This is a genomic window from Nocardioides sp. S5 (assembly GCF_017310035.1).
GTDB lineage: Bacteria > Actinomycetota > Actinomycetes > Propionibacteriales > Nocardioidaceae > Nocardioides.
The window spans coordinates 3,334,297-3,358,576 of the sequence record NZ_CP022296.1 but is presented as its reverse complement, the minus strand read 5'-3'; the positions used below and the strand labels follow the sequence as shown (position 1 = coordinate 3,358,576).

The 24,280-nt window shown below is 71.3% G+C and carries 22 protein-coding genes; 13 read left to right on the top strand and 9 right to left on the bottom strand.

The window, feature by feature from the left end:
* Complete coding sequence (locus CFI00_RS16585; RefSeq protein ID WP_207082168.1) at positions 1–1,674, top strand: alpha-amylase family protein; 1,674 nt, start codon at positions 1–3, stop codon at positions 1,672–1,674.
* 62 nt (positions 1,675–1,736) lie between these two features.
* Positions 1,737–2,528 carry an SDR family oxidoreductase gene (locus CFI00_RS16580; protein WP_207082167.1) on the top strand — a complete coding sequence of 264 codons (792 nt, stop codon included), beginning with the start codon at positions 1,737–1,739 and terminating at the stop codon, positions 2,526–2,528.
* Positions 2,529–2,531: 3 nt separating this feature from the next.
* Here CFI00_RS16580 and rlmC read toward each other — a convergent pair whose 3' ends face one another.
* Both rlmC and CFI00_RS16570 read right to left on the bottom strand, forming a co-directional pair.
* Positions 2,532–3,647, bottom strand: coding sequence for a 23S rRNA (uracil(747)-C(5))-methyltransferase RlmC (gene rlmC / locus CFI00_RS16575; protein WP_207082166.1), 1,116 nt, complete (start codon positions 3,645–3,647; stop codon positions 2,532–2,534).
* 29 nt (positions 3,648–3,676) lie between these two features.
* Positions 3,677–5,071 (bottom strand): aminopeptidase P family protein, encoded by a 1,395-nt coding sequence (locus tag CFI00_RS16570; protein WP_242532447.1) that lies wholly within the window; start codon positions 5,069–5,071, stop codon positions 3,677–3,679.
* Between the two features lie 107 nt (positions 5,072–5,178).
* Here CFI00_RS16570 and CFI00_RS16565 point away from each other — a divergent pair, with 107 nt between their 5' ends.
* The 4 genes from CFI00_RS16565 (at position 5,179) to CFI00_RS16550 (ending at position 10,348) form a co-directional block, all read left to right on the top strand.
* Positions 5,179–6,288 (top strand): PrsW family intramembrane metalloprotease, encoded by a 1,110-nt coding sequence (locus tag CFI00_RS16565; protein ID WP_207082165.1) that lies wholly within the window; start codon positions 5,179–5,181, stop codon positions 6,286–6,288.
* Complete coding sequence (locus CFI00_RS16560) at positions 6,285–8,078, top strand: GTPase domain-containing protein (RefSeq protein WP_242532446.1); 1,794 nt, start codon at positions 6,285–6,287, stop codon at positions 8,076–8,078. The genes CFI00_RS16565 and CFI00_RS16560 overlap by 4 nt, the downstream gene beginning before the upstream one ends.
* Positions 8,079–8,121: 43 nt before the next feature.
* On the top strand, positions 8,122–9,777 hold the full coding sequence (locus CFI00_RS16555) for a YfjP family GTPase (RefSeq protein ID WP_207082164.1): 1,656 nt from the start codon (positions 8,122–8,124) through the stop codon (positions 9,775–9,777).
* 160 nt (positions 9,778–9,937) lie between these two features.
* A complete protein-coding gene (locus CFI00_RS16550; protein ID WP_207082163.1) occupies positions 9,938–10,348 on the top strand; it encodes a single-stranded DNA-binding protein in 411 nt (136 codons plus the stop codon).
* Positions 10,349–10,350: 2 nt separating this feature from the next.
* Here the strand turns inward: CFI00_RS16550 and CFI00_RS16545 are convergent, their stop codons facing one another.
* Both CFI00_RS16545 and CFI00_RS16540 read right to left on the bottom strand, forming a co-directional pair.
* The gene (locus CFI00_RS16545) at positions 10,351–11,223 is read right to left on the bottom strand and encodes a hypothetical protein (RefSeq protein ID WP_207082162.1); all 873 of its coding nucleotides are present in this window, start codon (positions 11,221–11,223) and stop codon (positions 10,351–10,353) included.
* Entirely contained in the window at positions 11,220–11,741 is a 522-nt protein-coding gene (locus tag CFI00_RS16540) for a SigE family RNA polymerase sigma factor (RefSeq protein ID WP_207082161.1), read from the bottom strand. Before CFI00_RS16540 ends, CFI00_RS16545 begins: the two co-directional genes overlap by 4 nt.
* Before the next feature lie 137 nt (positions 11,742–11,878).
* Here CFI00_RS16540 and ettA point away from each other — a divergent pair, with 137 nt between their 5' ends.
* On the top strand, positions 11,879–13,561 hold the full coding sequence (gene ettA / locus CFI00_RS16535) for an energy-dependent translational throttle protein EttA (RefSeq protein WP_207082160.1): 1,683 nt from the start codon (positions 11,879–11,881) through the stop codon (positions 13,559–13,561).
* Between the two features lie 59 nt (positions 13,562–13,620).
* Here the strand turns inward: ettA and CFI00_RS16530 are convergent, their stop codons facing one another.
* Together CFI00_RS16530 and CFI00_RS16525 are read right to left on the bottom strand one after the other, a co-directional pair.
* The gene (locus tag CFI00_RS16530; RefSeq protein WP_207082159.1) at positions 13,621–14,115 is read right to left on the bottom strand and encodes a MarR family transcriptional regulator; all 495 of its coding nucleotides are present in this window, start codon (positions 14,113–14,115) and stop codon (positions 13,621–13,623) included.
* 35 nt (positions 14,116–14,150) lie between these two features.
* Complete coding sequence (locus CFI00_RS16525) at positions 14,151–15,365, bottom strand: acetyl-CoA C-acetyltransferase (protein WP_207082158.1); 1,215 nt, start codon at positions 15,363–15,365, stop codon at positions 14,151–14,153.
* 154 nt (positions 15,366–15,519) lie between these two features.
* Here CFI00_RS16525 and CFI00_RS16520 point away from each other — a divergent pair, with 154 nt between their 5' ends.
* Positions 15,520–16,368 carry a thioesterase family protein gene (locus CFI00_RS16520; RefSeq protein WP_207082157.1) on the top strand — a complete coding sequence of 283 codons (849 nt, stop codon included), beginning with the start codon at positions 15,520–15,522 and terminating at the stop codon, positions 16,366–16,368.
* Here CFI00_RS16520 and CFI00_RS16515 read toward each other — a convergent pair.
* Both CFI00_RS16515 and CFI00_RS16510 read right to left on the bottom strand, forming a co-directional pair.
* Entirely contained in the window at positions 16,352–16,729 is a 378-nt protein-coding gene (locus tag CFI00_RS16515; protein WP_207082156.1) for a globin, read from the bottom strand. The genes CFI00_RS16520 and CFI00_RS16515 overlap by 17 nt on opposite strands.
* 43 nt (positions 16,730–16,772) lie before the next feature.
* Positions 16,773–17,897 (bottom strand): mechanosensitive ion channel family protein, encoded by a 1,125-nt coding sequence (locus CFI00_RS16510; RefSeq protein WP_207082155.1) that lies wholly within the window; start codon positions 17,895–17,897, stop codon positions 16,773–16,775.
* A 31-nt stretch (positions 17,898–17,928) separates the two neighbouring features.
* On the opposite strand from CFI00_RS16510, the gene CFI00_RS16505 reads away from it, so the two are divergent.
* Both CFI00_RS16505 and CFI00_RS16500 read left to right on the top strand, forming a co-directional pair.
* Positions 17,929–18,330 (top strand): hypothetical protein, encoded by a 402-nt coding sequence (locus tag CFI00_RS16505; RefSeq protein WP_207082154.1) that lies wholly within the window; start codon positions 17,929–17,931, stop codon positions 18,328–18,330.
* Complete coding sequence (locus CFI00_RS16500) at positions 18,317–18,700, top strand: DUF5130 family protein (protein WP_207082153.1); 384 nt, start codon at positions 18,317–18,319, stop codon at positions 18,698–18,700. Before CFI00_RS16505 ends, CFI00_RS16500 begins: the two co-directional genes overlap by 14 nt.
* 133 nt (positions 18,701–18,833) lie before the next feature.
* Here the strand turns inward: CFI00_RS16500 and pepN are convergent, their stop codons facing one another.
* Positions 18,834–21,389, bottom strand: a complete 2,556-nt coding sequence (gene pepN, locus CFI00_RS16495) for an aminopeptidase N (protein WP_207082152.1) — start codon at positions 21,387–21,389, stop codon at positions 18,834–18,836.
* Between the two features lie 79 nt (positions 21,390–21,468).
* On the opposite strand from pepN, the gene CFI00_RS16490 reads away from it, so the two are divergent.
* The 3 genes from CFI00_RS16490 (at position 21,469) to metG (ending at position 24,267) form a co-directional block, all read left to right on the top strand.
* On the top strand, positions 21,469–22,068 hold the full coding sequence (locus CFI00_RS16490) for a DsbA family protein (RefSeq protein ID WP_207082151.1): 600 nt from the start codon (positions 21,469–21,471) through the stop codon (positions 22,066–22,068).
* Positions 22,069–22,134: 66 nt separating this feature from the next.
* Positions 22,135–22,398, top strand: coding sequence for a hypothetical protein (locus CFI00_RS16485; protein ID WP_207082150.1), 264 nt, complete (start codon positions 22,135–22,137; stop codon positions 22,396–22,398).
* A 66-nt stretch (positions 22,399–22,464) separates the two neighbouring features.
* Positions 22,465–24,267 (top strand): methionine--tRNA ligase, encoded by a 1,803-nt coding sequence (metG, locus tag CFI00_RS16480; protein ID WP_207082149.1) that lies wholly within the window; start codon positions 22,465–22,467, stop codon positions 24,265–24,267.
* Positions 24,268–24,280: the final 13 nt, after the last annotated feature.

Here is a 24,280-nt window from a genome sequence, read left to right as displayed (position 1 = left end):
GTGCAGATCACCGACACCAGTGACGTGTGGTGGAAGACGGCGGTGGTCTACTGCCTCGACGTCGAGACCTTCTACGACCTCGACGGCAACGGCGTCGGCGACCTGGCCGGCCTGGCCGAGCGCATCGACTACCTCGCCGAGCTCGGGATCACGTGCTTGTGGCTGATGCCCTTCTACCCCACTCCCGACCGGGACGACGGCTACGACATCGTCGACCTCTACGGGGTGGACCAGCGCCTGGGCAACCACGGACAGCTCGTCGAGGTGCTCCGCACGGCCCACGACCGCGGGATCAACGTCATCGCGGACCTCGTCGTCAACCACACCTCCGACCGCCACCCGTGGTTCAAGGCCGCGCGCCGCAGCACCGACAACCCCTTCCGTGACTACTACGTGTGGCGCGACACCCAGCCGCCCGACACGTCCGGGTCCGTCGTGTTCCCCGACCAGGAGGACTCCATCTGGGAGCTCGACGAGCGGACGGGCGAGTGGTACCTGCACCACTTCTACAAGCACCAGCCGGACCTCAACCTCGCCAACCCCCGGGTGGTCGAGGAGATCCTGCGCGTGGTGGGCTTCTGGCTCGAGCTCGGCTTCGACGGCTTCCGGGTCGACGGGATCCCCTTCCTCCAGCAGACGGTCGACGACGTGGGCGACCCGGACCTCGTGGTCGACCCGCACGACCTGGTGCGGCGCATCCGGGCGTTCCTCAACCGGCGCGCCGGCCACGCGATGATGCTGGGGGAGGTGAACCTCCCGCACGCCCAGCAGCTGGAGTTCTTCGGCGGTGAGGCCGGCAACGAGCTGCAGATGCAGTTCGACTTCATCGGCATGCAGGCCACCTACCTGGCGCTGGCCCGCGAGGACGCCGCGCCGCTCGTCAAGGCCCTGGAGGCCAGGCCGGGCATCCACCCGAACTGCCAGTGGGCGACCTTCCTGCGCAACCACGACGAGCTCACCCTCGACAAGCTGAGCCACAGCGAGCGGGAGGAGGTCTTCGCAGCGTTCGGGCCCGATCCCGAGATGCAGCTCTTCGGTCGGGGCCTCAAGCGACGGGTGCCGCCCATGATGGGCGGCGACCCGCGGCGCGTCCGGATGGCCTACAGCCTGTTGTTCACGCTCCCCGGAACCCCGACGCTCTACTACGGCGAAGAGATCGGGATGGGTGAGGACCCGGCCGCGGAGGGCCGGATGGCCGTGCGTACGCCGATGCAGTGGACCCCAGGCCGCAACGGAGGCTTCTCGCAGGCGGCACCCGGCAGGCTGGTGCAGCGCGTGGTGCCGGACGGCTACGGCCCCGCACACGTCAACGTCGCCGAGCAGCGCCGCGACCCCGACTCCCTGTGGAGCTTCATGCGGACCCTCATCGGCACCTACCGGATGTGCCCCGAGCTCGGCTGGGGTGACTTCTCCGTGATCGAGCAGGCCGAGAGCCGCGTGCTCGCCCACCGCTGCGACCTCGACGACGTCGCCCTCGTCGCCGTGCACAACCTCGGCGCCGATCCGGTGGTGGTCGACCTCGCGGTGGACGGGTTCGACGAGACCCGTGAGCTCGTCGACCTGCTCCACGACGAGCAGGTGGCCGTGACCGACGGTTCGGTCGAGGTGAGCCTCGAGGGCTACGGGTTCCGGTGGTACCGCCTGCGGCCCCGGGACGGGCTGCACCTCCCCTGAGCCGTGCCCGGCGCCTCCACGGACGGATGCATGGCACGGCCTCCTGCGGGTACGCCACCGACATGAGCAACCACCATCCCCGGCTCGCGATCGTGACCGGCAGCGACTCGGGCATCGGACAGGCGACCGCCACCCTCCTGGCGAGCGAGGGCTTCGACGTCGGGCTCACCTTCCACAGCGACGAGGCCGGAATCCGGGAGACCGCCGAGGAGGTCACGAGGCGCGGACAGCGCAGCTTCGTCGAGCCGTTCGACGCCTCCTCGCCCGATGCCGGCGAGGTCGTCGACCGGCTGGCCGAGCAGCTCGGCGGCGTCGGTGTCCTGGTCAACGTCGCGGGGACCGGCCACTCCGACCGCGTGCTCGACCTCGATCCCGACACCTGGCGCCACGTCCTGGCGACCGACCTCGACGGACCGTTCCTGTGTGCCCAGCGCGCGGCGCGCCGGATGGTGCAGCAGGCCTCCGGCGGTCGCATCGTCAACGTGACGAGCGTGCACGAGCACCTCCCGCGCTACGGTGCCGCGGCCTACTGCGCCGCCAAGGGTGGGCTGGGCATGCTCACCAAGGTGCTCGCCCTCGAGCTGGCCGAGCACGGCATCACCGTCAACTCGGTCGCTCCCGGCGAGATCTCCACACCCATGACCGGCCAGGACGAGTCCGAGGCCTACCACCAGGACCGGCCGGGCAACCCGGTCGGCCGACCCGGGCACGTGGCGGAGGTCGCCTCGGTCATCGGCTTCCTGGCCTCGCCGCGGTCGGCGTACGTCACAGGCTCGTCCTACACCGTCGACGGTGGTCTCAGCCTGATGGCCGCGCACGGGCACGACTCCGCCACGGGGTGGCGGGGGCTCTGAGGCTCACCGGCCCAGCAGCACGAGCACCTCGTAGTGGCTCGTGTGCGGGAACATGTCGAGCACCCGCGCCTCCACCGGGAGCAGCGACGGCATGAGCGCGAGGTCGCGCGCCAGTGACTCGGCGTTGCACGAGGAGTAGACGACATGGCCCACCGCTGACGACTCGAGCCAGGCCGCCAGCTCGGGGCCGATCCCGCGCCGGGGCGGGTTGACCACGACCAGGTCGGGCGTCTCGGCGGAGCCCAGGGCGTACGCCGTCGCGTCGGCGGCCACGAACGCGGCCGTCACCCCCAGCTCGGCCGCCGTGGCGCCTGCAGCGGCGATCGCGTCGGCCGAGACCTCGACCCCGACCACCTCGCGGTCGGGACGGGCGAGGTGGAGCGCGAAGCCGCCGACCCCGCAGTAGAGGTCCCACACGCGCTGGACGTCCGGCAGCGCGTCCACCCACGCCCGCGCCTGGGCGTACAACGCCTCCGCGACGGGGGTGTTGGTCTGGAAGAACGACCGCGGGCCGAGCCGCAGCGTCACCCCGGTCGCCAGCCGCATCGGCAATGCGGAGGATTCGGTGAGCACGACCTCCCGCTCGCCCTCGAGCACCGCCTTGTGCTCGGGCTGGACGTTGATCGTCACCACCCGCAGGCCCGGCACGGCCCCGAGCAGGGCGGTCAGCCGCGAGCGGACCCGCGCCTCGAGCGCCGTCGAGCGCATCACCAACCGGAGCATCAGCTCCCCGTCGGGGGACTCGGTGAGCAGGACGTGCTTCAGCTCACCGCTGCGCGTCGCCACGTCGTACGGCGTCAGCCCGGCGTCACTGATCCACGCAGCGACCCGGCCCAGGGCCGCCGTCAGGCCGGGGGAGTGCAGGCCGCAGTCACGCAGGTCCACCCCCGCGAGGTCGCGGTCGAGGATGCCGAGGGTCGGGGCCTCGGCGGTGCCCCCGACGGCCATCTTGGCCTTGTTGCGGAAGCCGGCCTCCGCGCCGGCGACCGTCGGCAGCCACACGGGGGAGTCGACCAGCGAGCGCGCGTGCTCCTCCTTGTCGGAGAGCTGACGCGCCCGAGGGACCTCGAGCAGGGTGCACGAGCGGCAGCGGAAGGCGTCGTAGTGGTGGCAGTCCATGGTTTCGAGACGGTCGCTGAGCGACCTCCTCAACCAGCGGACCTGTGCCTGCCCATCCACTCCTCGACGTCCGCCGACGAGCGGGGCAGGGAGGCAGAGAGGTTGGTGTGGCCGTCGGCGGTGACGAGGATGTCGTCCTCGATCCGGATGCCGATGCCGCGCAGCTCCGAAGGCACGAGCAGGTCGTCCTCCTGGAAGTAGAGCCCCGGCTCGACGGTGAGCACCATGCCCTCGGCGAGGTCGCCCTTGGGGTAGATGTCGGCCGAGGCGCGGCCGCAGTCGTGCACGTCCATGCCGAGCATGTGGGAGGTGCCGTGCAGCGTCCAGCGGGCGTAGACCTTCGACTCCGGGTCGAGCGCCTCCTGGGCCGACACCGGGAGCAGGCCGAGGTCCTCGAGCCCGTGCGCCAGCACCTCCATCGCCGCGTGGTGCGCGGCGAGGAACGGGACGCCCGGGCGCACGGCCTCGATGCCCTTCTGCTGGGCGGTGAAGACCAGGTCGTAGAGGTCGCGCTGCAGCGGCGTGAAGGTGCCGTCGACGGGGAGCGTGCGGGTCACGTCGGCGGTGTAGAGGTTGCTGCCCTCGACGCCCATGTCGAGCAGCACGAGCTTGCCGGGCTCGATGGAGCCGGTGTTGTCGATCCAGTGCAGCGTCGTGGCGTGCGAGCCGCCCGCGCAGATCGAGTCGTAGCCGATGTCGTTGCCCATCGCGCGGGCGCGGCGGAAGAACGTGCCCTCGATCCAGCGCTCGCCGAACTCCAGCACCCGGTCCCACTCGCGCACCGAGTCCTCGAAGCCGAGCGTGGTGATGTCGCAGGCTTCCTGGAGCTCGCCGATCTCCCACTCGTCCTTGACCAGGCGCAGCTCGTCCGCCACCCGGGCGAGGTCCTCGTCGGTGGTGACGTCGCGGGTCTTGCGGTCGTCATCGAAGGACGGCAGGTCCTTCATGTGGCGCACCTCGATGCCGAGCGAGTCGGAGATCTCCTGCGCCGAGGGACGGCGCCCGGCCCACAGCTCGCCGTACTGCCGGTCGCGGAAGAACTCGTCGGTGTCGCGCTCGGAGCGCGGCCGGGCGTAGAGCACCGACTCGCCGTCCTCGACCACCAGCACGGCGTCGGAGGTCTGGTTGCCGGTGAAGTAGGTGTGCGCGGTGTCCGGGCGGAACCGGTAGTCGGTGTCGTTGGCACGGACCTTGTAGGTCCCGGCGGGAAGGACGAGCCGGTCGTCGGGGAAGGCCTGCGCCAGCGCGGCACGGCGGGCCGCGGCGTGGTCGGCGACGGGGTGCCGCGGCATGTCCAGCGCCCGGTCACCCCAGCCCTCGCGCATGAAGGCGGCGTAGGCGGCAGGCACCGCCGGGTCGTGCGACTCGGTCCGCGGCTCGTCGGCGGGATTCTCGACAGGGTTCTCTGCGGTGGGCTCGCTCACGCGGTCACTGTACGACGCGGAGGCGTCGGCCCACGAGGGCGTCGGTGCACGCCCCTTGGGGTGCGGCAACCACGGTCGAAGTGCCTTGCTCCGTTAGGGTTCATACCATGCATCGACGCCGCCGGGACAGCGTTGCCTTCACGGTCGTGGTGGCAGTCCTGGTGCTCGTCGGCGCCGCTGCGATGGCGCTCAACTTCGCCCTCGCAGGGGCCCCTGGGACCCTCGCGCTGGCCGCCCTCCTCGCGGCCCTGCCGGTGGGTCCGCTGGTCGGGTGCTTCATGTGGCTCGACCGCTACGAGCCCGAGCCGCGGGGCCTGCTCGCCGCGGGCCTGCTGTGGGGTGCGTTCGTCGCGACCGCCGCGGCGCTGGTGCTGCAGGTCCTCGGCATGTTCGGCGGCGCGAGCGAGTCCGACTCGCTCTCGGTCGTCGCCCCGGTCACCGAGGAGGTCACCAAGGGCGCCTTCCTCGTGCTGCTGCTGTGGTGGCGCCGCCACGAGCTCGACGGCGTGCTCGACGGCATCGTCTACGCCGGGATGGTCGGCATCGGCTTCGCCTTCACCGAGAACATCCTCTACCTCGCCGCCGCCTACAGCGGGACCGACGGGCTCGAGGGCGGCTCGGTGGCGCTGACCGCCACCTTCATCGTCCGGTGCCTGCTGAGCCCGTTCGCGCACCCGCTCTTCACGGTGTTCACCGGCATCGGCGTGGGGCTCGCGATCTCCAGCTCCCGCCCGCTCGTACGCCGCCTCGCCCCCGTGGTGGGGCTCGCGCTTGCCGCTCTGCTGCACGGACTGTGGAACTACTCCACGATCCAGGGCACCTTCATCGTCGTCTACGCCACATTGATGCTCCCGGCCTTCCTCGGCGTCGTGGCGTTCGCCGTCTACCGCCGGCGCTCCGAGCACCCGCTCCTGGCCGAGGCGCTCCAGGACGCCGCCGGGCGCGGGCTGCTGCCCGCCACCGACATCCCGTGGCTGGTGGACCTGCGCGCCCGCCGGCAAGCGCGCCGCTGGGCGCTGCACCACGGAGGCAAGCAGGCCGAGCGCGCCATGCGCGAGTACCAGGCGGCGGCCATCGAGCTCGGCTACCTCCACCACCGCTACCTCCGCGGCACCGCTCCGGACGACTTCGCCGTCCGCGGGCAGGAGCACGTCGAGGAGCTGCGGCTCATCCGCCCCTACATCTCCTTCCCCGGACAGGTGGTACCCACCCGATGAGCGAGCCCGAGGCGGACCAGACGCCGTTCCCCGGCCGTCGTACGCCCGACGCCACGACCGCGATGGTGACCGCCCTCGTGCGGCTGCGCGGTGCGCTGCAGGAGGCCCGGCTGCCGCTGGAGCTGCCCGGCGCCGACGAGCAGCGGGCCGCGCGTGACGAGATGGTCGACCAGCTCGAGGACTACGTCATCCCGCGCCTGATGACCCTCGACGCACCGCTGCTCGCGGTCGTCGGTGGCTCCACCGGCGCCGGCAAGTCGACCCTGGTGAACTCCCTCGTCGGCACCCGCGTCACCACGCCCGGCGTGCTCCGCCCCACCACCCGCTCGCCGGTGCTGGTGCACCACCCCGACGACGCGAAGTGGTTCGGCCAGGACCGCCTGCTCCCCGAGCTCGAGCGCGTCACGCGCCAGACCAACGACCCCGAGGCCCTCCAGCTGGTCGCCTCGTCAGCGATGTCGCCGGGGCTGGCGATCCTCGACGCCCCCGACATCGACTCGGTGGAGGAGCGCAACCGCGTGCTCGCGGCCCAGCTGCTCGCCGCCGCCGACCTGTGGCTCTTCGTCACCTCGGCCGCCAGGTACGCCGACCAGGTGCCGTGGGACTTCCTGCGCAAGGCCGCCGAGCGCTCGGCCGCCGTGGCGATCGTGCTCGACCGCACACCCGCCGATGCGGTGGACACCATCGCCACCCACCTCGCGCGGATGCTCGCCAGCCGCGGGCTGAAGGACTCCCCGCTCTTCACCGTCGAGGAGGGCGAGGTCTCCGAGATGGGGCTGCTGTCCTCGGACTCGGTGATCGACATCCGCCGCTGGCTCCAGGCCCTGGCCGACGACCAGGACGCCCGCGCCGCGGTCGTCCAGCAGACGCTCGACGGCGCGATCCGCACGCTGGGCCGGCGTACGCACACCGTCGCCGACGCCGCGACCGAGCAGACCGATGCCGTACGCCGCCTCCGCGAGGACGCCAACGAGGCCTACGACCGTGCCGTGAAGGCGGTCGGCGAGGCCTCGGCCGACGGCTCGCTGCTGCGCGGCGAGGTGCTGGCCCGCTGGCAGGAGTTCGTCGGCACCGGAGAGCTGCTCAAGACGCTCGAGACGCGCGTCGGCTGGATCCGCGACCGGGTCGTCAACGCGGTCAAGGGCAAGCCGCAGCAGGCCGAGCGCGTCACCGTCGCCGTCGAGTCGGGTCTCGAGACGCTCATCCTCGAGCACGCCGAGGCCGCCGCGGAGCGCGCCGAGGCGTCCTGGCGGGGCACCGCTGCGGGCCAGATCCTGCTCCGCGACGCGGGCGAGGACCTCGGTCGCGCGTCCCGCGACTTCCGCCGTCGCGCCGAGCGCGCCGTGCGCGACTGGCAGGACGACGTGCTGGAGATGGTGCGCAGCGAGGGTGCTGACAAGCGCTCCACCGCGCGCTTCCTGGCCTTCGGCGTCAACGGCCTCGCCGTCGCGCTGATGATCGTCGTCTTCGCCCACACCGGTGGCCTCCTGGTCGGTGCCGAGGCCGGCATCGCCGGCGGCTCGGCGCTCCTGGGGCAGAAGCTCCTCGAGGCCGTCTTCGGCGACCAGGCGGTGCGCAGCCTCGCGGAGCGCGCCCGCCAGCGGCTCGAGGCCTCGATGAGCGACCTGCTCGACGCCGAGCGCCGTCGCTACACCGACCTCCTCGACAGCCTCGAGATCTCGCCCGAGGCGCCCGAGCGGATGCGCTCCGCGGCCCGCAAGGTCGACGACCTGCGCTACGCCGCGACGCAGCAGCCCCAGGGTTCGGACGCCGCCGGGAGCGCCCCCTAGGGTTGAGTCCCCAACAACCGCACCACCCAACCGTGAGGGAGCCATGACGTCGTTGCTCGAAGGGGCCAAGAAGCTGGTCACCAGGAGCTCTGACATCGGCGCCCGCGTCGACGGGCTCGAGCGCGCCGCCACGGCCGCCCGCGGACGGGTCGACGACGCCGTCGTGGACGACGCGGAGAAGGTCGCCGCCCGTGCGGCGGGCCGCCTCAAGCTGTCCGCCGACCACACCGTCGTCGCCCTTGCCGGCGCGACCGGCTCGGGCAAGTCCTCCACCTTCAACGCGCTGAGCGGGCTCGAGCTCGCCGCGGTCGGCGTACGCCGCCCCACCACGTCGTGGGCCACCGCGTGCGTGTGGGGCAAGGAGGGCGCCGAGGAGCTGCTCGAGTGGCTCGGCATCCCCTCGCGCCACCAGGTCACCCGTGACTCGATGCTCTCCAAGGCCGACGAGGACGTCGAGCTGCGCGGCGTCGTGCTCCTCGACCTGCCCGACCACGACTCCACCGAGGTCTCCCACCACCTCGAGGTCGAGCGCCTGGTGCAGCTCGCCGACATGCTGGTGTGGGTGCTCGATCCGCAGAAGTACGCCGACGCCGCCATCCACGACCGCTTCCTCAAGCCGCTGTCGGGGCACCGCGACGTGATGCTGGTGGTGCTCAACCACATCGACACCGTGGCGGAGGACCGGCGCGCCTCGATGCTCGACGACGTACGCCGCCTGCTCGAGGCCGACGGCCTGGCCGGCGTCCCGGTGCTGGGCGTGAGCGCGCGCCACGGCTGGGGCGTCGACGAGCTGCGCGGCATGATCGCCGAGCGCGTCGCGGCCAAGAAGGTCACCCGCTCGCGGCTCGAGGCCGACGTGAAGAGCGCCGCCCAGCGCCTCCAGGAGGCCACCGGCACCGGCAAGGCACCGACCTTGTCGAAGGAGCGGATCGCCGCCCTCGACGACGCCTTCGCCGAAGCCGCCGGCGTGCCGACCGTCGTGAAGGCCGTCGCCGACTCCACCCGCCTGCGGGCCAACCGGGCGACCGGGTGGCCGGTGACCGCCTGGTTCTCCCGGCTCAAGCCCGACCCGCTCAAGCGACTCCACCTCGACCTCGGCGCGTCCGGCAAGGAGCTCACCGGCACCGCGCGCACGTCGGTGCCCAAGGCCACAGGTGTCCAGCGTGCCCGGGTCGACACCGAGGTCCGGGCCCTGGCCGACCACGTCGGGGAGGGCATGGCCCCGGCCTGGGCCTCCGCCGTCCGCGCAGCCTCCGTCTCGCGCCTGCCCGACCTGGGTGACCGGCTCGACCGGGCGGTCGCCTCGACCGACCTCGGCGCCGCGAAGATCCCGGTGTGGGCCGGCCTCGTCCGCGTCCTGCAGTACGTCCTGATCGTCTCCGCCGTCCTCGGCGCCGGGTGGCTGGCACTGCTCGCCTTCGGCTCCTACGCCCGGCTGCCCGAGCCCCCGACCCCGGAGGTCGGCGCCTTCCCGCTGCCCACGCTGATGCTGCTGGGCGGGGTGGGCCTGGGCATCCTCCTGGCACTGGTGTGCCGCTGGCTCGTGTCGCTCACCGCGAAGGCGCGGGCGCGCTCGGCCGACAAGCGCCTGCGCGAGGCGATCTCAGAGGTGTCCGCGGAGGTCGTCGTCGCCCCGATCCAGGCCGAGCTCGCGTCCTACGCCGAGGTCCGCGACGGCCTCACCACCGCGCTGCGCTGACGGTCTCCGGCCACATCGCGGGCCACGAGGCGTCCACAGGGACGCGTCAGGCGGGCTTCTCCACAGGTCGGCGCTCCCTCGGGTCGAGGTTGTCGGCCCCGGTGCACAGCCTTGGGGGACCGCGGCGGAACCACCGCCGCCGAGTCCAGGAGACACCCCGATGTACGACACCCAGATCACCCTGACCGGCTGGATCGGCGGCGACGTGACGCTGCGCGAGCTCACCGAGGGCCGCCAGGTCGCCTCGTTCCGCGTCGCCTGCACGCCCAGCCGCTACCGCGACGGCGAGTGGGTCCGCGGCACCACCTCGTGGCACACCGTGAAGGCGTGGAACCGGCTCGCGCGCCACGTCGCCGACTCGCTGAGCAGCGGCGACCCCGTCGTCGTGCATGGTCGGCTCGTCGCCGACGTGTGGGAGCGCGAGGGCAAGCCGCAGACCTCCTTCGAGGTGGTCGCCACCTCCGTCGGCCACGACCTGAGCCACGGCACGACCAGGTTCGCCAAGGCCGTGGCGCCTGAGGTCGCCGAGGTGCAGCCGATGACGAGCGCTGAGGAGCCGCAGGCGGCCTGAGGTCACGGCCGGTACGACGTCCACGCCTCGTCGCGCACGATCGCCTCGAGCTGCGCCATCGTCAGGGGCGGTCGGGGCGCGGTGACGGGGGACTCGGCGCCCCACTTGTCGTCGTCGGTGTTGGCGGTGGCGCCGTAGACGATGCCGTCGCCGGAGACCACGACCACCTCGACGATCCTGACGTCCCCCATCGCCGTGGTGCTGCGGCGACCGGTCCGTTCGCCGCCGGGGCCGCGGATCTCGGTGCAGGAGGTCGTGCTGGGTCCCAGATCCCCCGGGCAGGTGAGCCAGCCGGCCTGCACGCCCACCTCGAAGGTGGCCTCCTCCGCGCCGACGCCCTCCAGCGCGACTGGGGCCGTCCTTGCCGGCCACATCATGATGTTCACGTTGCCCGTGGCGACCTCGCCGCCGGCAGAAACGCCGAGGGTCGAGTTGATGAAGCCGTGGCTGGGGCCGCCCTGCTCGGTGTCGCCCGCGAGCGGGCCCGTAGCGGTGAGGATCACCCCGTCGGGCAGGATCCCGGTCAGGGTCTCGACCATCTCGTTGGCTGGCATGTCCCACCAGCCGCTCGGCGTCTGCGGCAACCCCGGCTCGGGCGCTGCCGGCTGCGTCGCGACGAGGTCGCTGCTCCGGGTGGCGGCTCCGTCCCCGGCAGCCAGCCACGGCCCCGCCGCGCCGACCGCGAGTCCGGCGGCGACGGCGGCCGCGGCGACGGTCACCCGGCGGCGGGCACGCAGCCGCCGGCCTCGGGCAAGTGCTGCGCCCGGCAGGTCGAGAGGGGGCCGCGCGTCTGCCATGGCGGCCTCGATGACGGTGCGGACGTAGGCCTCGTCGGAGCCGGGCAGGGGGGCGGCGTCGGTGCGGTGGGTGCTCATCGGGAACCCTTCGGGAGCAGGAACGGGTCGCGCACGTCGTCGAGCTGGGCGCGCAGGGTGGCAAGGGCACGCAGCGAACGGTTCTTCACCGCGGCGCTGCTCAGGTGGAGCGTGCGGGCGGTCTCCTCCACGGAGCGGTCCTCCCAGTAGCGCAGCACGACCACCGCGCGGTCGAGCGGCGCCAGCGTGCGGAGGGCGGCCAGCAGCGTCAGGCGCAGCGCCGGGTCGTCGTCCTCCGTGCTGACGTCGTCGACCTCCGCCACTGCCACCTCGGTGCTGCTGCGGCGGCGCCGGTCGCTGAGGAAGGTCTTCAGCACGATGCCGCTCACGTAGGCGGTCGGGTCGTCGGCCGCGCTCACCCGGCGCCAGTGGACGTACGCCTTGGCCAGCGCCGTCTGGAGCAGGTCCTCGGCCGCGACCGACGACGTGGTCAGCAACCACGCCTTGCGGTGGAGCTGGGGTGAGGCGGACGCGACGAACGAGGTGAACTCCTCGTCGACGCCGGTGCTCCCACGCATGGCATCCCCCTTCTGCAGGCCCCCTCGGTGGCGGCCCTCACCCTGCTCGACGCGGTGACCGCGGTGGATGGTCTCAGGTCCGCTGCGTCCCGGGCGCGATTGTCGGGCGGGGTCCGGTTCCCCGTAGGCTCGCCCGCATGGCTGAGTACGTCTTCACACTGCGCAATGTGCGCAAGGCCCACGGTGACAAGGTCGTCCTCGACAACGTCACCCTCTCGTTCCTCCACGGCGCCAAGATCGGCGTCGTCGGACCCAACGGCACGGGCAAGTCCTCGCTGCTCAAGATCATGGCGCAGCTCGACCACGCCAACAACGGCGACGCGATCCTTGACCCCGAGGCCACCGTCGGCATGCTCCAGCAGGAGCCCCCGCTGAGCGAGGGCAAGACCGTCCTGGAGAACGTCGAGGAGGCCGTGGGCGAGCTCAAGGCCAAGATGAAGCGCCTCGAGGACGCCTACATGGAGATGGGCGAGCCCGACGCCGACCAGGACGCGCTGATGGAGGAGACCGGCAACCTCCAGACCGAGCTCGACAACGCCAACGCGTGGGACCTCGACAGCCGCCTCGACCAGGCCATGGATGCGCTCCGCTGCCCGCCGCCGGACGTCCTGGTGGACAACCTGTCCGGTGGTGAGCGCCGCCGCGTCGCGCTGTGCAAGCTGCTGCTCCAGCAGCCCGACCTGCTGCTCCTCGACGAGCCCACCAACCACCTCGACGCCGAGTCGGTGCAGTGGCTCGAGGGCCACCTCGCCTCCTACCCCGGTGCCGTCCTGGCCGTCACCCACGACCGCTACTTCCTCGACAACGTCGCGCAGTGGATCCTCGAGCTCGACCGCGGCAAGGCGCACCCCTACGAGGGCAACTACACGACCTACCTCGAGACCAAGAAGGACCGGCTCAAGATCGAGGGCCAGAAGGACGCCAAGCGCGCCAAGGTCCTCGAGCGCGAGCTCGAGTGGGTCCGCTCCAACGCCAAGGCCCGCCAGACCAAGAGCAAGTCGCGTCTCGCGCGCTACGAGGAGATGGCGGCCGAGGCCGACCGGATGCGCAAGATCGACACCTCCGAGATCAACATCCCGGCCGGTCCGCGCCTCGGCGACGTCGTGCTGGAGGCCGACGGGCTCGGCAAGGGCTTCGAGGGTCGCACCCTGATGCACGACGTGTCCTTCAAGCTCCCGCGCGCCGGCATCGTGGGCGTCATCGGCCCCAACGGCGTCGGCAAGACCACGCTGTTCCGGATGATCACGGGCGAGGAGCAGCCCGACACCGGCGACCTCAAGGTCGGCCAGACGGTCAAGCTCTCCTACGTCGACCAGAGCCGCGGCGGCATCGACCCCAACAAGAACGTCTGGGAGGTCGTCTCCGACGGCCTGGACTTCATCAAGGTCGCCAACTTCGAGATGAACAGCCGCGCCTACGTCGCCTCCTTCGGCTTCAAGGGCCCGGACCAGCAGAAGAAGGCCGGCGTGCTCTCCGGCGGTGAGCGCAACCGCCTCAACCTCGCGCTGACGCTGAAGATGGGCGGCAACATGCTGCTCCTCGACGAGCCCACCAACGACCTCGACGTCGAGACCCTGTCCTCGCTCGAGGACGCGCTGCTCGACTTCCCCGGCTGTGCCGTGGTCACCTCCCACGACCGGTGGTTCCTCGACCGCGTCGCGACCCACATCCTGGCGTGGGAGGGCGACGACGAGGACCCGGCCAAGTGGTTCTGGTTCGAGGGCAACTTCGCGGCCTACGAGGAGAACAAGATCGAGCGTCTCGGCATCGAGGCGGCGCGTCCGCACCGCGTGACGCACCGCCGCCTCACCCGCGACTGATCTGACAGAGCCGCCCGCGAGGAAACCTCGCGGGCGGCTCTCGTCTGCTCGGGGTGCTGCTACTGCGTACGGATCTCCGACTCCGGGTGCCGCGTCACGAGGTGGTCGGCCACCCGGTCGAAGACCCGCCCCACCGCGGCGAAGTCGTCGTCGGCGACGAGGTCGACGATGTTGCGGCGCACGCTCTCCACGTGGCACGGCGCGGCCCGCTCGAGCAGCTCGTAGCCCTGGTCGGTCATCGTCGCGACGACGCCGCGACCGTCCTCGGGCGTCGTGCCGCGGGTGACGTAGCCGACGGCCTCCATCCGGGCGACGGTGTGCGTCACCCGGCTGCGTGAGTGCGCCATCGCATCGGCCAGCTGCGCCATCCGCATCGCCCGGCCCGGCCGCTCGGAGAGCCGCACCAGCACCTCGTACTCGGTGAGCGACATCCCGAACTCGCGGCGCAGGTCGTCGTCGAGACGTTCCAGCAGCAGCGTCATGCCCATCATCAGGGCACGCCACGAGTGCTGCTGCGTGTCGTCGAGCCAGCGCGGTTCCCCCGTGGTGGTCATGGCGCCAGCCTAGTGCCGTGCAGTGCCGGGACCCGTCAGCCGACGCGCTCGAGGATCATCGCCATGCCCTGGCCGCCGCCGACGCACATGGTGATGAGGCCGGTCGACTTGTCGTGCCAGTCCAGGCTGTTGAGCATCGTGTTCTGCAGGCGGGCACCCGTCATGCCGAAGGGGTGGCCGACCGCGATGGCGCCGCCGTTGACGTTGAGGCGGTCCAGGTCGATGCCGAGGTCCTGGTAGGACGGCACGACCTGCGCGGCGAACGCCTCGTTGATCTCGACCAGGTCGATGTCGCCGATGCTCATCCCGGCGTGCTTGAGGGCGTTCTTGGTCGCCTCGACCGGGCCGAGGCCCATGATCTCGGGGGAGAGCCCCGAGACGCCGGTGGACACGATCCGCGCGAGCGGGGTCAGGCCGAGCTCGGCGGCCTTGGTGTCGGACATGACGACCACGGCGGCGGCGCCGTCGTTCAGCGCGCAGCAGTTGCCGGCCGTGACCACGCCGTCGGGGCGGAAGACCGGGTCGAGGCCGGCGATGGCGTCGTACGTCACTCCGGCGCGCGGTCCGTCGTCCTTGGTCACGACCGTGCCGTCGGGCGTGGTGACCGGGGTGATCTCACGCTCCCAGAAGCCGTCGGTGATCGCCTTCTCGGCGAGGTTCTGCGAGCGGACGGCGAACTCGTCGAGCTCCTTGCGGTCCAGGCCGCGCATCCGCGCGACGTTCTCGGCCGTCTGGCCCATCGCGATGTAGATGTCGGGCAGCTGGCCGTCCTCGCGGGGGTCGTGCCAGTCCCGGCCACCCTTGGCGTACTCGTCGGTGCGCGCAGCGGCGTCCTCGAAGAGCGGGTTGCGCGTGCCGGGGATGTGGTCGGAGGTGCCCTTGGCGAAGCGCGAGACGGTCTCGACGCCGGCGGAGACGAAGATGTCGCCCTCGCCGGCCTTGATCGCGTGGAAGGCCATGCGGGTCGTCTGCACCGACGAGGAGCAGTAGCGGGTCACCGTGGCACCGGGCACCTCGAGGCCGAGGAGCGTGGTCACGACGCGGGCCATGTTGTTGCCCGACTCGCCACCGGGGAGCCCGCAACCGAGGAGCAGGTCCTCGATCGTCGTCGGGTCCAGGTCGGGGATCTTGTCCAGCGCGGCCTGCACGGCGAGCGCGGTGAGGTCGTCGGGGCGGAAGTCCTTGAGCGAGCCCTTGTTGGCCCGGCCGATGGGGGTACGCGCTGCGGAAACGATCACTGCCTCGGGCATGGGAACTCCGGTTACTCGTGGGTTGGCACGGTCTCCCGGCACCCTAGTCCGCCGTCCCCCGGCGCGGCACCGGCCCGGGTGTGGCCTACGTCATGACCCCCGGGTCCGGCGGGCGGCGTACGCCTGCGCGCGGCGGCTCTGCGACGATCAGGACGTGCGCCACCTCTACCGCTGCCCGCTCAGGTGGGCCGACCTCGACCTGCTCGGCCACGTCAACAACGTCACCTACGTCGACTACATGCAGGAGGCGCGGGTCGACATGTTCCGCACCCACGCCCCCGACAGCCGGGCCGACGACCTGGCCGAGGGCGTGGTCGTGGTGCGCCACGAGGTCACCTACGTCTCCTCGCTGACCTTCTCCTTCGAGCCGGTCGCCATCGAGTGCTGGGTCACCGAGATCCGCGCCGCGAGCTTCACCATGGGCTACGAGATCTTCGCCGAGGACGCCGCCGGGGAGCGCACGGTCTTCCTGCGTGCGCGCACCGTGCTGACGCCGTACGTCTTCGCGACCGAGCGGCCGCGCCGCCTGCATGCGGGGGAGAAGGAGTCGCTGACCCGCCTCCTCGAGCCGGACGAGCCCGTGCGTCCACCGTCACCGGTCGAGGTCGTGGAGGTGCCCGGCGGCACCTACCCGGTGCACGTGCGCTTCAGCGACGTGGACATCTACGGCCACGTCAACAACGTGAAGTACTTCGAGTACTTCCAGGAGGCCCGCATCCAGCTGATGGTGTCGCAGGCCGGCGAGCTCGGCGAGGGCTACCACCTCGTGGTCGCCCAGACCGACGTCGACTACCGGCGCCCGATCCTGTTCCGGCCCGAGCCCTACGACTGCCGCACGTGGGTCTCCCGCATCGGTCGGACCTCGGTCGTCTTCGAGTCCGTGGTGCGCGACGGCGACGACGTGCTGGCCCGCGCCCGCGTCGTGGGGGTGTGCATCGACAACGCCACGGGCCGGCCCGCACCCGTGCCGGACGCCTACCGGGAGCTCACTCCAGGGTGTTGACCATGAACTGGGCGGCGTGGGTGACGTAGTCCCAGAACCGCTCGTCCTGCTCCGGCGTCAGGCTCGCTGCGTCGAGGCCGGCCCGGAAGTGGACCAGCCAGCGCTGCGCGGCCGCCGGGGTGACCTGGAAGGGCGCGTGCCGCATCCGCAGGCGCGGGTGCCCGCGGGTCTCGGAGTACGTCGAGGGCCCGCCCCAGTACTGCACGAGGAACAGCGCGAAGCGCTCCTCCGCCGGACCGAGGTCGGCCTCGGGGTACATCGGGCGCAGCAGCTCGTCGTCGGCCACACCCTTGTAGAAGCGGTGGACGATCGTGCGGATCGTCTGCTCGCCGCCGATCTCGTCGTAGAAGGTGGTGGTCACCCGACCATTGTGTCCCGTGCGCCGGAACGCACCGGAGGCGCCCTCAGGCAGGTCCCTCCGCGCGCGCGGGTCCCTCGGCGGGCGCCGCGCCGGGCGGGGGCTCGGCGGGGGAGTCCGCCGCGTCACCGGCAGCCCGGGGGTCGCCGTCGCGCATCCACAGCACGCGCTGGGCGAAGGGGATCTCGATGCCCTCGTGGTCGAAGCGGTACTTGATCCGCTGCCGCATCTCGCGGGCCACGGCCCACTGCTCGAGCGGCGCGGTCTTCAGCGCGACGCGGACCAGGACGGCGTCCGGGCCGAGGTCCTGCACGCCCCAGACCGACGGCTCCTCGATGATCCGGCCCTTGAAGTCCTCGTCCTCCCACAGGTCGTGCGCCACGTCCGCGAGCACGCTCCGCACACGGGCGAGGTCCTCGCCGTAGCCGACGCTCACGTCGAGCACCGTGCGCGCCCAGTTCTGGCTCATGTTGCCCACGCGGAGGATCTCGCCGTTGCGGACGTACCAGACCGTGCCGTTGACGTCGCGCAGGCGCGTGACGCGCAGGCTCACGGCCTCGACGGTGCCGACGGCCTCGCCGAGGTCGACCTCGTCACCCACGCCGTACTGGTCCTCGAAGATCATGAAGATGCCGGACAGGAAGTCCTTGACCAGCGTCTGCGAGCCGAAGCCGATCGCGACGCCGATGATGCCGGCGCTGGCGATCAGCGGGGCGATGTCGTAGCCGAGCTCGGCGATGAACATCAGCGCGATCACGACCATGACGACGCCGGTGACGATGCTCTTCAGCAGCGAGCCCATGGTCGCCGCGCGCTGCACGCGGCGGGTGTGGGAGGGATCCTCGGTCAGGTTCAGCGCGGCACCCATCCGTCCGCCGGTCATCGCCTTGCTGACGCGGTTGGGGAGTATGCCCACCTCGGCGCGCTTCACGACGCGGTCGATGACCCGGTGGAGCACCCACCGGACCACGAGTCCGATCAGGATCAGTCCCACGAGGGCGCTCGGCTTCCCGACAATCCAGTCCGCCGCGTTGGCGAGATCCTGGTTGCCGGTCCACTCGAGCACCCGGGTGCAGAGGAACTCGTCGGTCGAGCATGCGGTGAGGGTGTTGGTCTCGCTCCCGGAGACCCTGGTCACGTCGATGATCTGGGTGGTGAGGGGGTGAGGCATGCCCGCCAGTATGGGCGATACCCTTGTGCCCGTGACCACGCCCGTCAGCCTCTCCACCCGCACCCGGCGCTCCCGTCCCCGGCGGACCGGCCGCGCCGCCGCCGTCTCCAGCGCCGTCCTCGGCGCTCCTGTGCTGGCCCTGCTGGCCGCGCCGGCCCACGCCGACGTGCCGGAAGGCTGGGCAGGTCAGGACGAGGTCAACAACCTCGACTTCCTCGGCGCGCTCGCGCTCTACGCCGGTGCGCCGCTGCTGCTGTTCGTGCTCATCGGGCTCGCGGTCTACCTGCCGGCGATGGTCCGTGGCGAGAAGCTGCTGCCCGACCACTCCGGTGGCGAGGCCCAGTGGATCGGCGGACCCCGTCAGGGTGTCGCCGAGCTCCCTGCCCCCGACGGCGACGACTCCCGAGCGGGTGGCGCCAGTGGCAGCTGGTGAGCTGCTGAGCGAGGGCGACCGTCTCGCCCTCGACAAGGCGATCCGCGTCGCCGAGCAGTCCTGCCGCTTCGAGTTCTCCGTCTACGCCGGTCCGGCCGAGGGCGACGACACGCGCGCCTGGGCGACCCGGCTGCACAACCGGCTCGTGGCGCCCGCGCGCAGCGTGCTGATCATGGTCGACCCCGGACGCCGAGTCACCGAGGTGGTCACCGGGGGAGACGTACGCCGTCACCTCACCGACGCCGAGGTGGAGCTGGCCGTGCTGGCCATGACGTCGGAGTTCGCCTCCGGCAAGCTGCTGAGCGGGCTCCAGCGGGGCATCGCGATGCTCGCCGAGCACGCCCGCCCGCAGAACACCCTCCACGCCTGAGCGGGCGCCTCGTTTCGCTGAGGTGCGCCGACCGGGCAGCTCCTCGCGCTGAAATGTGCTGACCGGGCAGTTCCTCGCGCTGCAGCGCGAGGAACCGCCCGGTCGACGTGGTCCACCGCGAGGAAGTGCCCGCTCAGCGGGCGTCGCAGGCCTGGGCGGCGAGCGCCCGGGCGATCTCGGAGCGTGCCTCCCCGACGTAGCGCTGCGCACCCTTGGGGGCGCGGTTGTCGGCCAGCCACGCGTCGAGGCGGTCCAGCGTCGCCTGCGAGCCGAGGGGCTTGGGGAAGCCGTACTCGAGCACCGTCGAGGCCTTGTGGAAGCCGAGGGTGTCGATGACCGTGTCGGCGGCGGTGAGGAACTTCTCAAGGTAGGGCTCGAGCACGTCCTCCTGGCCGAAGCGGAAGATGGAGAAGACCATCTCGCGCGACGTCTCGTTGGGCGTGGCCGGGTCGAGGATGGCGTTCCAGCCGGCCTCCTTGGCCTCTGCGGTGGGCTGCGAGACCCGGGCCGCGGCAGCCTGCTCCTTGCCGGAGATGGTCTTGTCGACCTCGAGCTCGGCGTCGATCTCGGCGTCGCCGAAGCGACCCGACTTCGCCAGGGCGGTGATGAGCACCCAGCGCATGTCCTGGTCGACGGCCAGGCCCTCGATCGTGAAGGAACCGTCGAGCAGGCCGACGAGGTCGTCGAGCGCGGCGTCGCTGTGCGCCGCGGCGGCGTACGACCGGGCGAAGGTCAGCTGATGGTCGCTGCCGGCCTCGGCGGCGAGCAGCAGCTCTCGCAGTCCGCGCTCCCAGGTCGCGCGCAGCTCGGCGCGGTGCGCGGGGTCGGAGTAGGAGTGGACCGCGAGCGCGGTGGACGCGGGGATCCGGGTCACGGCCCAGGCGTCGGTCTCCTCACCGATGTTGGCGAGGACCAGGTCGACCCAGTCGCGCGCCCGCATCTCGCCGTCGCGGGTCATGTCCCACGTGGCGCCCCACACGAGTGCGCGGGGGAGCGAGTCCTCGAAGGTCGACAGCGCGGAGATCGCGGTGGCCAGGGACCGCTCGTCGAGGCGGATCTTGGCGTAGGCGTGGTCCTCGTCGTTGAGCAGCAGCAGCGCGGGCTGCTGGACGCCGACCAGCTCGGGGACGTCGGTGGTGGCGCCCTCGACGTCGACCTCGAGGTAGTCGCGGCGCACGAGACGGCCCGAGGCGTCGGCGTCGTACAGGCCGATGCCGAGGCGGTGGCGACGCAGCGTCGGCCACTCCTGCGCCGCGGTCTGCGCGACGGCGAAGGAGGAGTAGGTGCCGTCCTCGCCCAGCTCGAACGACGGGGAGAGGGTGTTCACGCCAGCGGTCTGGAGCCACTCCTGCGCCCAGCCCTGGAGCTCGCGGCCGGAGGACTCCTCGAGCGTGGCGAGCAGGTCCTTGAACTCCGGGTTGCCGTACTCCCACTCCTTGAAGTAGACGCGCAGGCCCTTGAGGAAGGGCTCGAGGCCCACCCACGCGACGAGCTGCTTGAGCACCGACGCGCCCTTGGCGTAGGTGATCATGTCGAAGTTGACCTCGACGGCGTGCAGGTCGACGTTGTCGGCCGCGATCGGGTGCGTCGAGGGCAGCTGGTCGGCGCGGTAGCCGGTCTGCTTGCGGGCGTTGGCGAAGCCGGTCCAGGCGTCGGTGAAGTCGGTCGCGTTGGCCTCGCACCAGTAGCAGGCCCACTCCGCGAACGACTCGTTGAGCCAGAGGTCGTCCCACCACTTCATGGTCACCAGGTCGCCGAACCACATGTGCGCCATCTCGTGGGTGATCACCGAGGTGCGGAACTCGAAGAACGAGCGCGGCTGGCGGCTGCGGGGGAGGTACTCGTCGCGCAGGGTCACGCAGCCGGCGTTCTCCATCGCGCCGGCGTTGTACTCCGGGACGTAGAGCTGGTCGTACTTGCCGAAGGGGTAGGGGTAGTCGAACTGCTCCTCGAACCACGCGAAGCTCTGCTTGGTCAGCGCGACCAGCTCGGCGGTGTCCATGTGCTCCTTGAGCGACTGGCGGCAGTAGTGGCCGAGCGGGATCGTGCCGAACCTGCCCTCGTAGGTGTCGAACTCGCCGTGGTACTCACCGGCCACGACGGCGGTGATGTAGGTCGACATCTTCTTGGTGGTGGGGAAGCTCCACACCGAGGCGCCGTCGCGCACCTCGCGGGGCTCGGGGGTCTCGGCGTTGGAGACCACGACCCAGTGCGAGGGGGCGGTGACGTTGAAGGTGAAGACCGACTTGAGGTCGGGCTGCTCGAAGGTGGTGAAGACGCGGCGGGCGTCGGGCACCTCGAACTGGCTGTAGAGGTAGACCTTGTCGTCGGCCGGGTCGACGAAGCGGTGCAGGCCCTCGCCGGTGTTGGAGTAGGCGCAGTCGGCGGTCACGACGAGCGTGTTGGTCGTCTCGAGGTCGTCGAGCGCGATGCGGCTGTCGACGTACGCCGTCGCGGGGTCGAGGCTGCGGCCGTTGAGGGTGATCTCGCGGACCGTGGGCGCGACGAGGTCGGCGAAGGTGCTCGAGCCGGGCTCGCGGCAGGTGAACTCCAGCGTGGTGGTGGAGGAGAACGTGCCCTGGTCGGGCTGGGTGGCGCTCGTGAGGTCCAGGTCGATGGTGTACGACGTGACGTCCAGGAGGGCGGCGCGGGTGGCGGCCTCGTCCCGGGTGAGGTTGGTTCCAGGCATGCGGGCATCCTGCCACCGGGGAGGGGGTCGACCGACACCGGTGGGGAATAGGTGGCCGGGGCGAGGGATTGATGTGGACATGGCTACCGCTGACCTCTGGTTCGACCCGCTCTGCCCGTTCGCCTGGATCACCTCGCGCTGGATCCGCGAGGTCGAGCAGGTCCGTGACATCGAGGTGCAGTGGCACGTGATGTCGCTGGCCTACCTCAACAAGGACAAGGACATCCCGGCCGACTACCGCGAGATGCTGCAGGGCACCGAGAAGCCCGTGCGCGTCGCGATCAAGATCGCCCAGGAGCACGACAACGCGGTCCTCGGGCAGTGGTACACCGCCGTCGGCACCCGTCACCACAACAACGGCGAGGAGCTGACGCGCGAGACCGTCGCCGCCTCCCTGGCCGACGTGGGCCTGCCCCCCGAGCTGATCGAGGCCTGGGACGACGCGTCCCTCGACGAGGCCGTGGCCACGAGCCACCACGAGGGCATGGACCCGGTCGGCGACGACGTCGGCACCCCGACGATCCACATCAACGGCTCGGCCTTCTTCGGTCCGGTGCTGTCGAAGATCCCGCGCGGCGAGGAGGCCGGCGAGCTCTGGGACGGCGCCGTCGCGGTCGCGAAGTTCCCCTACTTCTACGAGCTCAAGCGCTCGCGGACCGGCGACCTCGACTTCAGCTGAGTCCTTCCTCCGCCCCTCGTCGCGGGAGTAGCCTCGGGCTACCGCACGAGGGACCGGGGGACTCATATGCTCGCCACACTGCTGGTGGCCGTCGCGATGGCGACGTGCCTGGGGGTGGCCGCCCTCGCACGCGGCAGCGCACCGACGCGAGCGCGCGTGCTGGGCACGACGATGGTGGGGATCGCGGCAGCGGTGCTCGCCTGGATCCTCGTCGGCACGGTCGCCACCGTCCCGGAGTCCGGCGTCGTGGGGCTGAGCCTGTTCCTCACCTGCCTGTCGGTCGGACTGGTGCGGTCCGGCCTGCGTCCACCCACGCCGGGGCGTGCCTGAGCGCTCGACCGTCCGCGCGTCGTACCGCCGTGAAGACGTCGTGCGACCCTCACTAGGCTGGCGCCCATGACTCGTGTCCTGTCCGCCGTCGCCTGGCCGTACACCAACGGCCCGCGCCACATCGGCCACGTGGCCGGTTTCGGTGTGCCCTCCGACGTGTTCAGCCGGTTCATGCGGATGGCGGGCCACGACGTGCTGATGGTGAGCGGCACCGACGAGCACGGGACGCCGATCCTGGTGCTCGCCGACAACGAGGGCGTGCCCGCCCGCGAGCTGGTCGACACGTACAACCAGGTCATCGTCGACGACCTCTGCGGCCTGGGCCTGTCCTACGACCTGTTCACCCGCACGACCAGCGGCAACCACTACGCCGTGGTCCAGGAGATGTTCGAGACCTGCCGCCGCAACGGCTACATGGTCGAGGAGACGACGCAGACCGCGATCAGCCCCTCCACCGGTCGCACCCTGCCGGACCGCTACATCGAGGGCACCTGCCCGATCTGCAAGTACGCCGGTGCGCGCGGCGACCAGTGCGACAACTGCGGCAACCAGCTCGACCCCACCGACCTGATCGACCCGAAGTCGCGGATCAACGGCGAGACACCGGAGTTCAGGGACACCCAGCACTGGTTCCTCGACCTGCCCTCGCTCGCCGAGGCGCTGGGGGAGTGGCTCGACCAGCGTGAGGCGACCGGTCTGTGGCGCCCCAACGTCATCAAGTTCAGCCAGAACATCCTCAAGGAGATCCGGCCGCGGGCGATGACCCGCGACATCGACTGGGGCATCCCGGTTCCGGGCTGGGAGGACCAGCCGACCAAGCGCCTCTACGTCTGGTTCGACGCCGTCATCGGCTACCTCTCGGCCTCCATCGAGTGGGCCCGCCGCCTCGGCGAGCCGGACAAGTGGCGTGAGTGGTGGAACGACGCCGACGCCGAGTCCTACTACTTCATGGGCAAGGACAACATCGTCTTCCACTCGCAGATCTGGCCCGCGGAGCTCCTCGCCTACAACGGCCAGGGCTCGCGCGGCGGTGACGCCGGGACGTTCGGCACCCTCAACCTGCCGACCGAGGTGGTCTCCAGCGAGTTCCTCACCTTCGGCGACTCACAGTTCTCCACCAGCCGCGGCAACGTCATCTACGTCGGCGACTTCCTGGCCCGCTACGGCCCCGACGCGCTGCGCTACTACATCTGTGCCGCCGGTCCGGAGACCTCCGACGCCGCCTTCACCTGGGCCGACTTCGTCACCCGCAACAACTCCGAGCTCGTGGCCGGCTGGGGCAACCTGGTCAACCGCACCGCGACGATGATCGCGAAGAGCTTCGGCGAGATCCCCGCCGCGGGCCCTCTCGAGGAGGTCGACGAGCAGGTGCTCACGACCGTCCGCGACGGCTTCACCTCCGTCGGCGACCTGGTGGAGAAGCACCGGCTGCGGGCCGCCGTCGCCGAGGCGATGCGCATCGTCGGCGAGGTGAACAAATACCTCACCGTCACCGAGCCCTACAAGATGAAGGACGAGTCGCAGCGCGAGCGCCTCGGCACCGTCCTGCACGTCGCGGCCCAGTGCGTCAGCGACTGCAACACGCTGCTGTCGCCGTTCCTGCCGCACTCGGCCAACAAGGTGCACACCGTGCTCGGCGGGGAGGGCGAGTTCATGCCGATGCCCCGCATCGAGCAGGTCGACGAGCTCGAGCCCGACAACGGCGCGGGCCACACGTCGTACTCCGTCATCACCGGCGACTACGCCTCGACGCCGGCGTGGGAGTCGCGCCCGGTCGTGGTGGGCGCGAAGGTGGACAAGCCGACGCCGGTCTTCACCAAGCTCGACCCCTCGGTGGTCGAGGAGGAGCTCGCCCGCGTCAGCGGCTGACTAGGCTCTGCGC

Coding starts and splice junctions, on each gene's coding strand:
- CFI00_RS16580 (WP_207082167.1), top strand. CDS start 1,737: ATGAGCAACCACCATCCCCGGCTCGCGATCGTGACCGGCAGCGACTCG.
- rlmC (WP_207082166.1), bottom strand. CDS start 3,647: ATGGACTGCCACCACTACGACGCCTTCCGCTGCCGCTCGTGCACCCTG.
- CFI00_RS16565 (WP_207082165.1), top strand. CDS start 5,179: ATGCATCGACGCCGCCGGGACAGCGTTGCCTTCACGGTCGTGGTGGCA.
- CFI00_RS16560 (WP_242532446.1), top strand. CDS start 6,285: ATGAGCGAGCCCGAGGCGGACCAGACGCCGTTCCCCGGCCGTCGTACG.
- CFI00_RS16555 (WP_207082164.1), top strand. CDS start 8,122: ATGACGTCGTTGCTCGAAGGGGCCAAGAAGCTGGTCACCAGGAGCTCT.
- CFI00_RS16550 (WP_207082163.1), top strand. CDS start 9,938: ATGTACGACACCCAGATCACCCTGACCGGCTGGATCGGCGGCGACGTG.
- CFI00_RS16545 (WP_207082162.1), bottom strand. CDS start 11,223: ATGAGCACCCACCGCACCGACGCCGCCCCCCTGCCCGGCTCCGACGAG.
- CFI00_RS16540 (WP_207082161.1), bottom strand. CDS start 11,741: ATGCGTGGGAGCACCGGCGTCGACGAGGAGTTCACCTCGTTCGTCGCG.
- ettA (WP_207082160.1), top strand. CDS start 11,879: ATGGCTGAGTACGTCTTCACACTGCGCAATGTGCGCAAGGCCCACGGT.
- CFI00_RS16530 (WP_207082159.1), bottom strand. CDS start 14,115: ATGACCACCACGGGGGAACCGCGCTGGCTCGACGACACGCAGCAGCAC.
- CFI00_RS16525 (WP_207082158.1), bottom strand. CDS start 15,365: ATGCCCGAGGCAGTGATCGTTTCCGCAGCGCGTACCCCCATCGGCCGG.
- CFI00_RS16510 (WP_207082155.1), bottom strand. CDS start 17,897: ATGCCTCACCCCCTCACCACCCAGATCATCGACGTGACCAGGGTCTCC.
- pepN (WP_207082152.1), bottom strand. CDS start 21,389: ATGCCTGGAACCAACCTCACCCGGGACGAGGCCGCCACCCGCGCCGCC.
- CFI00_RS16490 (WP_207082151.1), top strand. CDS start 21,469: ATGGCTACCGCTGACCTCTGGTTCGACCCGCTCTGCCCGTTCGCCTGG.
- CFI00_RS16485 (WP_207082150.1), top strand. CDS start 22,135: ATGCTCGCCACACTGCTGGTGGCCGTCGCGATGGCGACGTGCCTGGGG.
- metG (WP_207082149.1), top strand. CDS start 22,465: ATGACTCGTGTCCTGTCCGCCGTCGCCTGGCCGTACACCAACGGCCCG.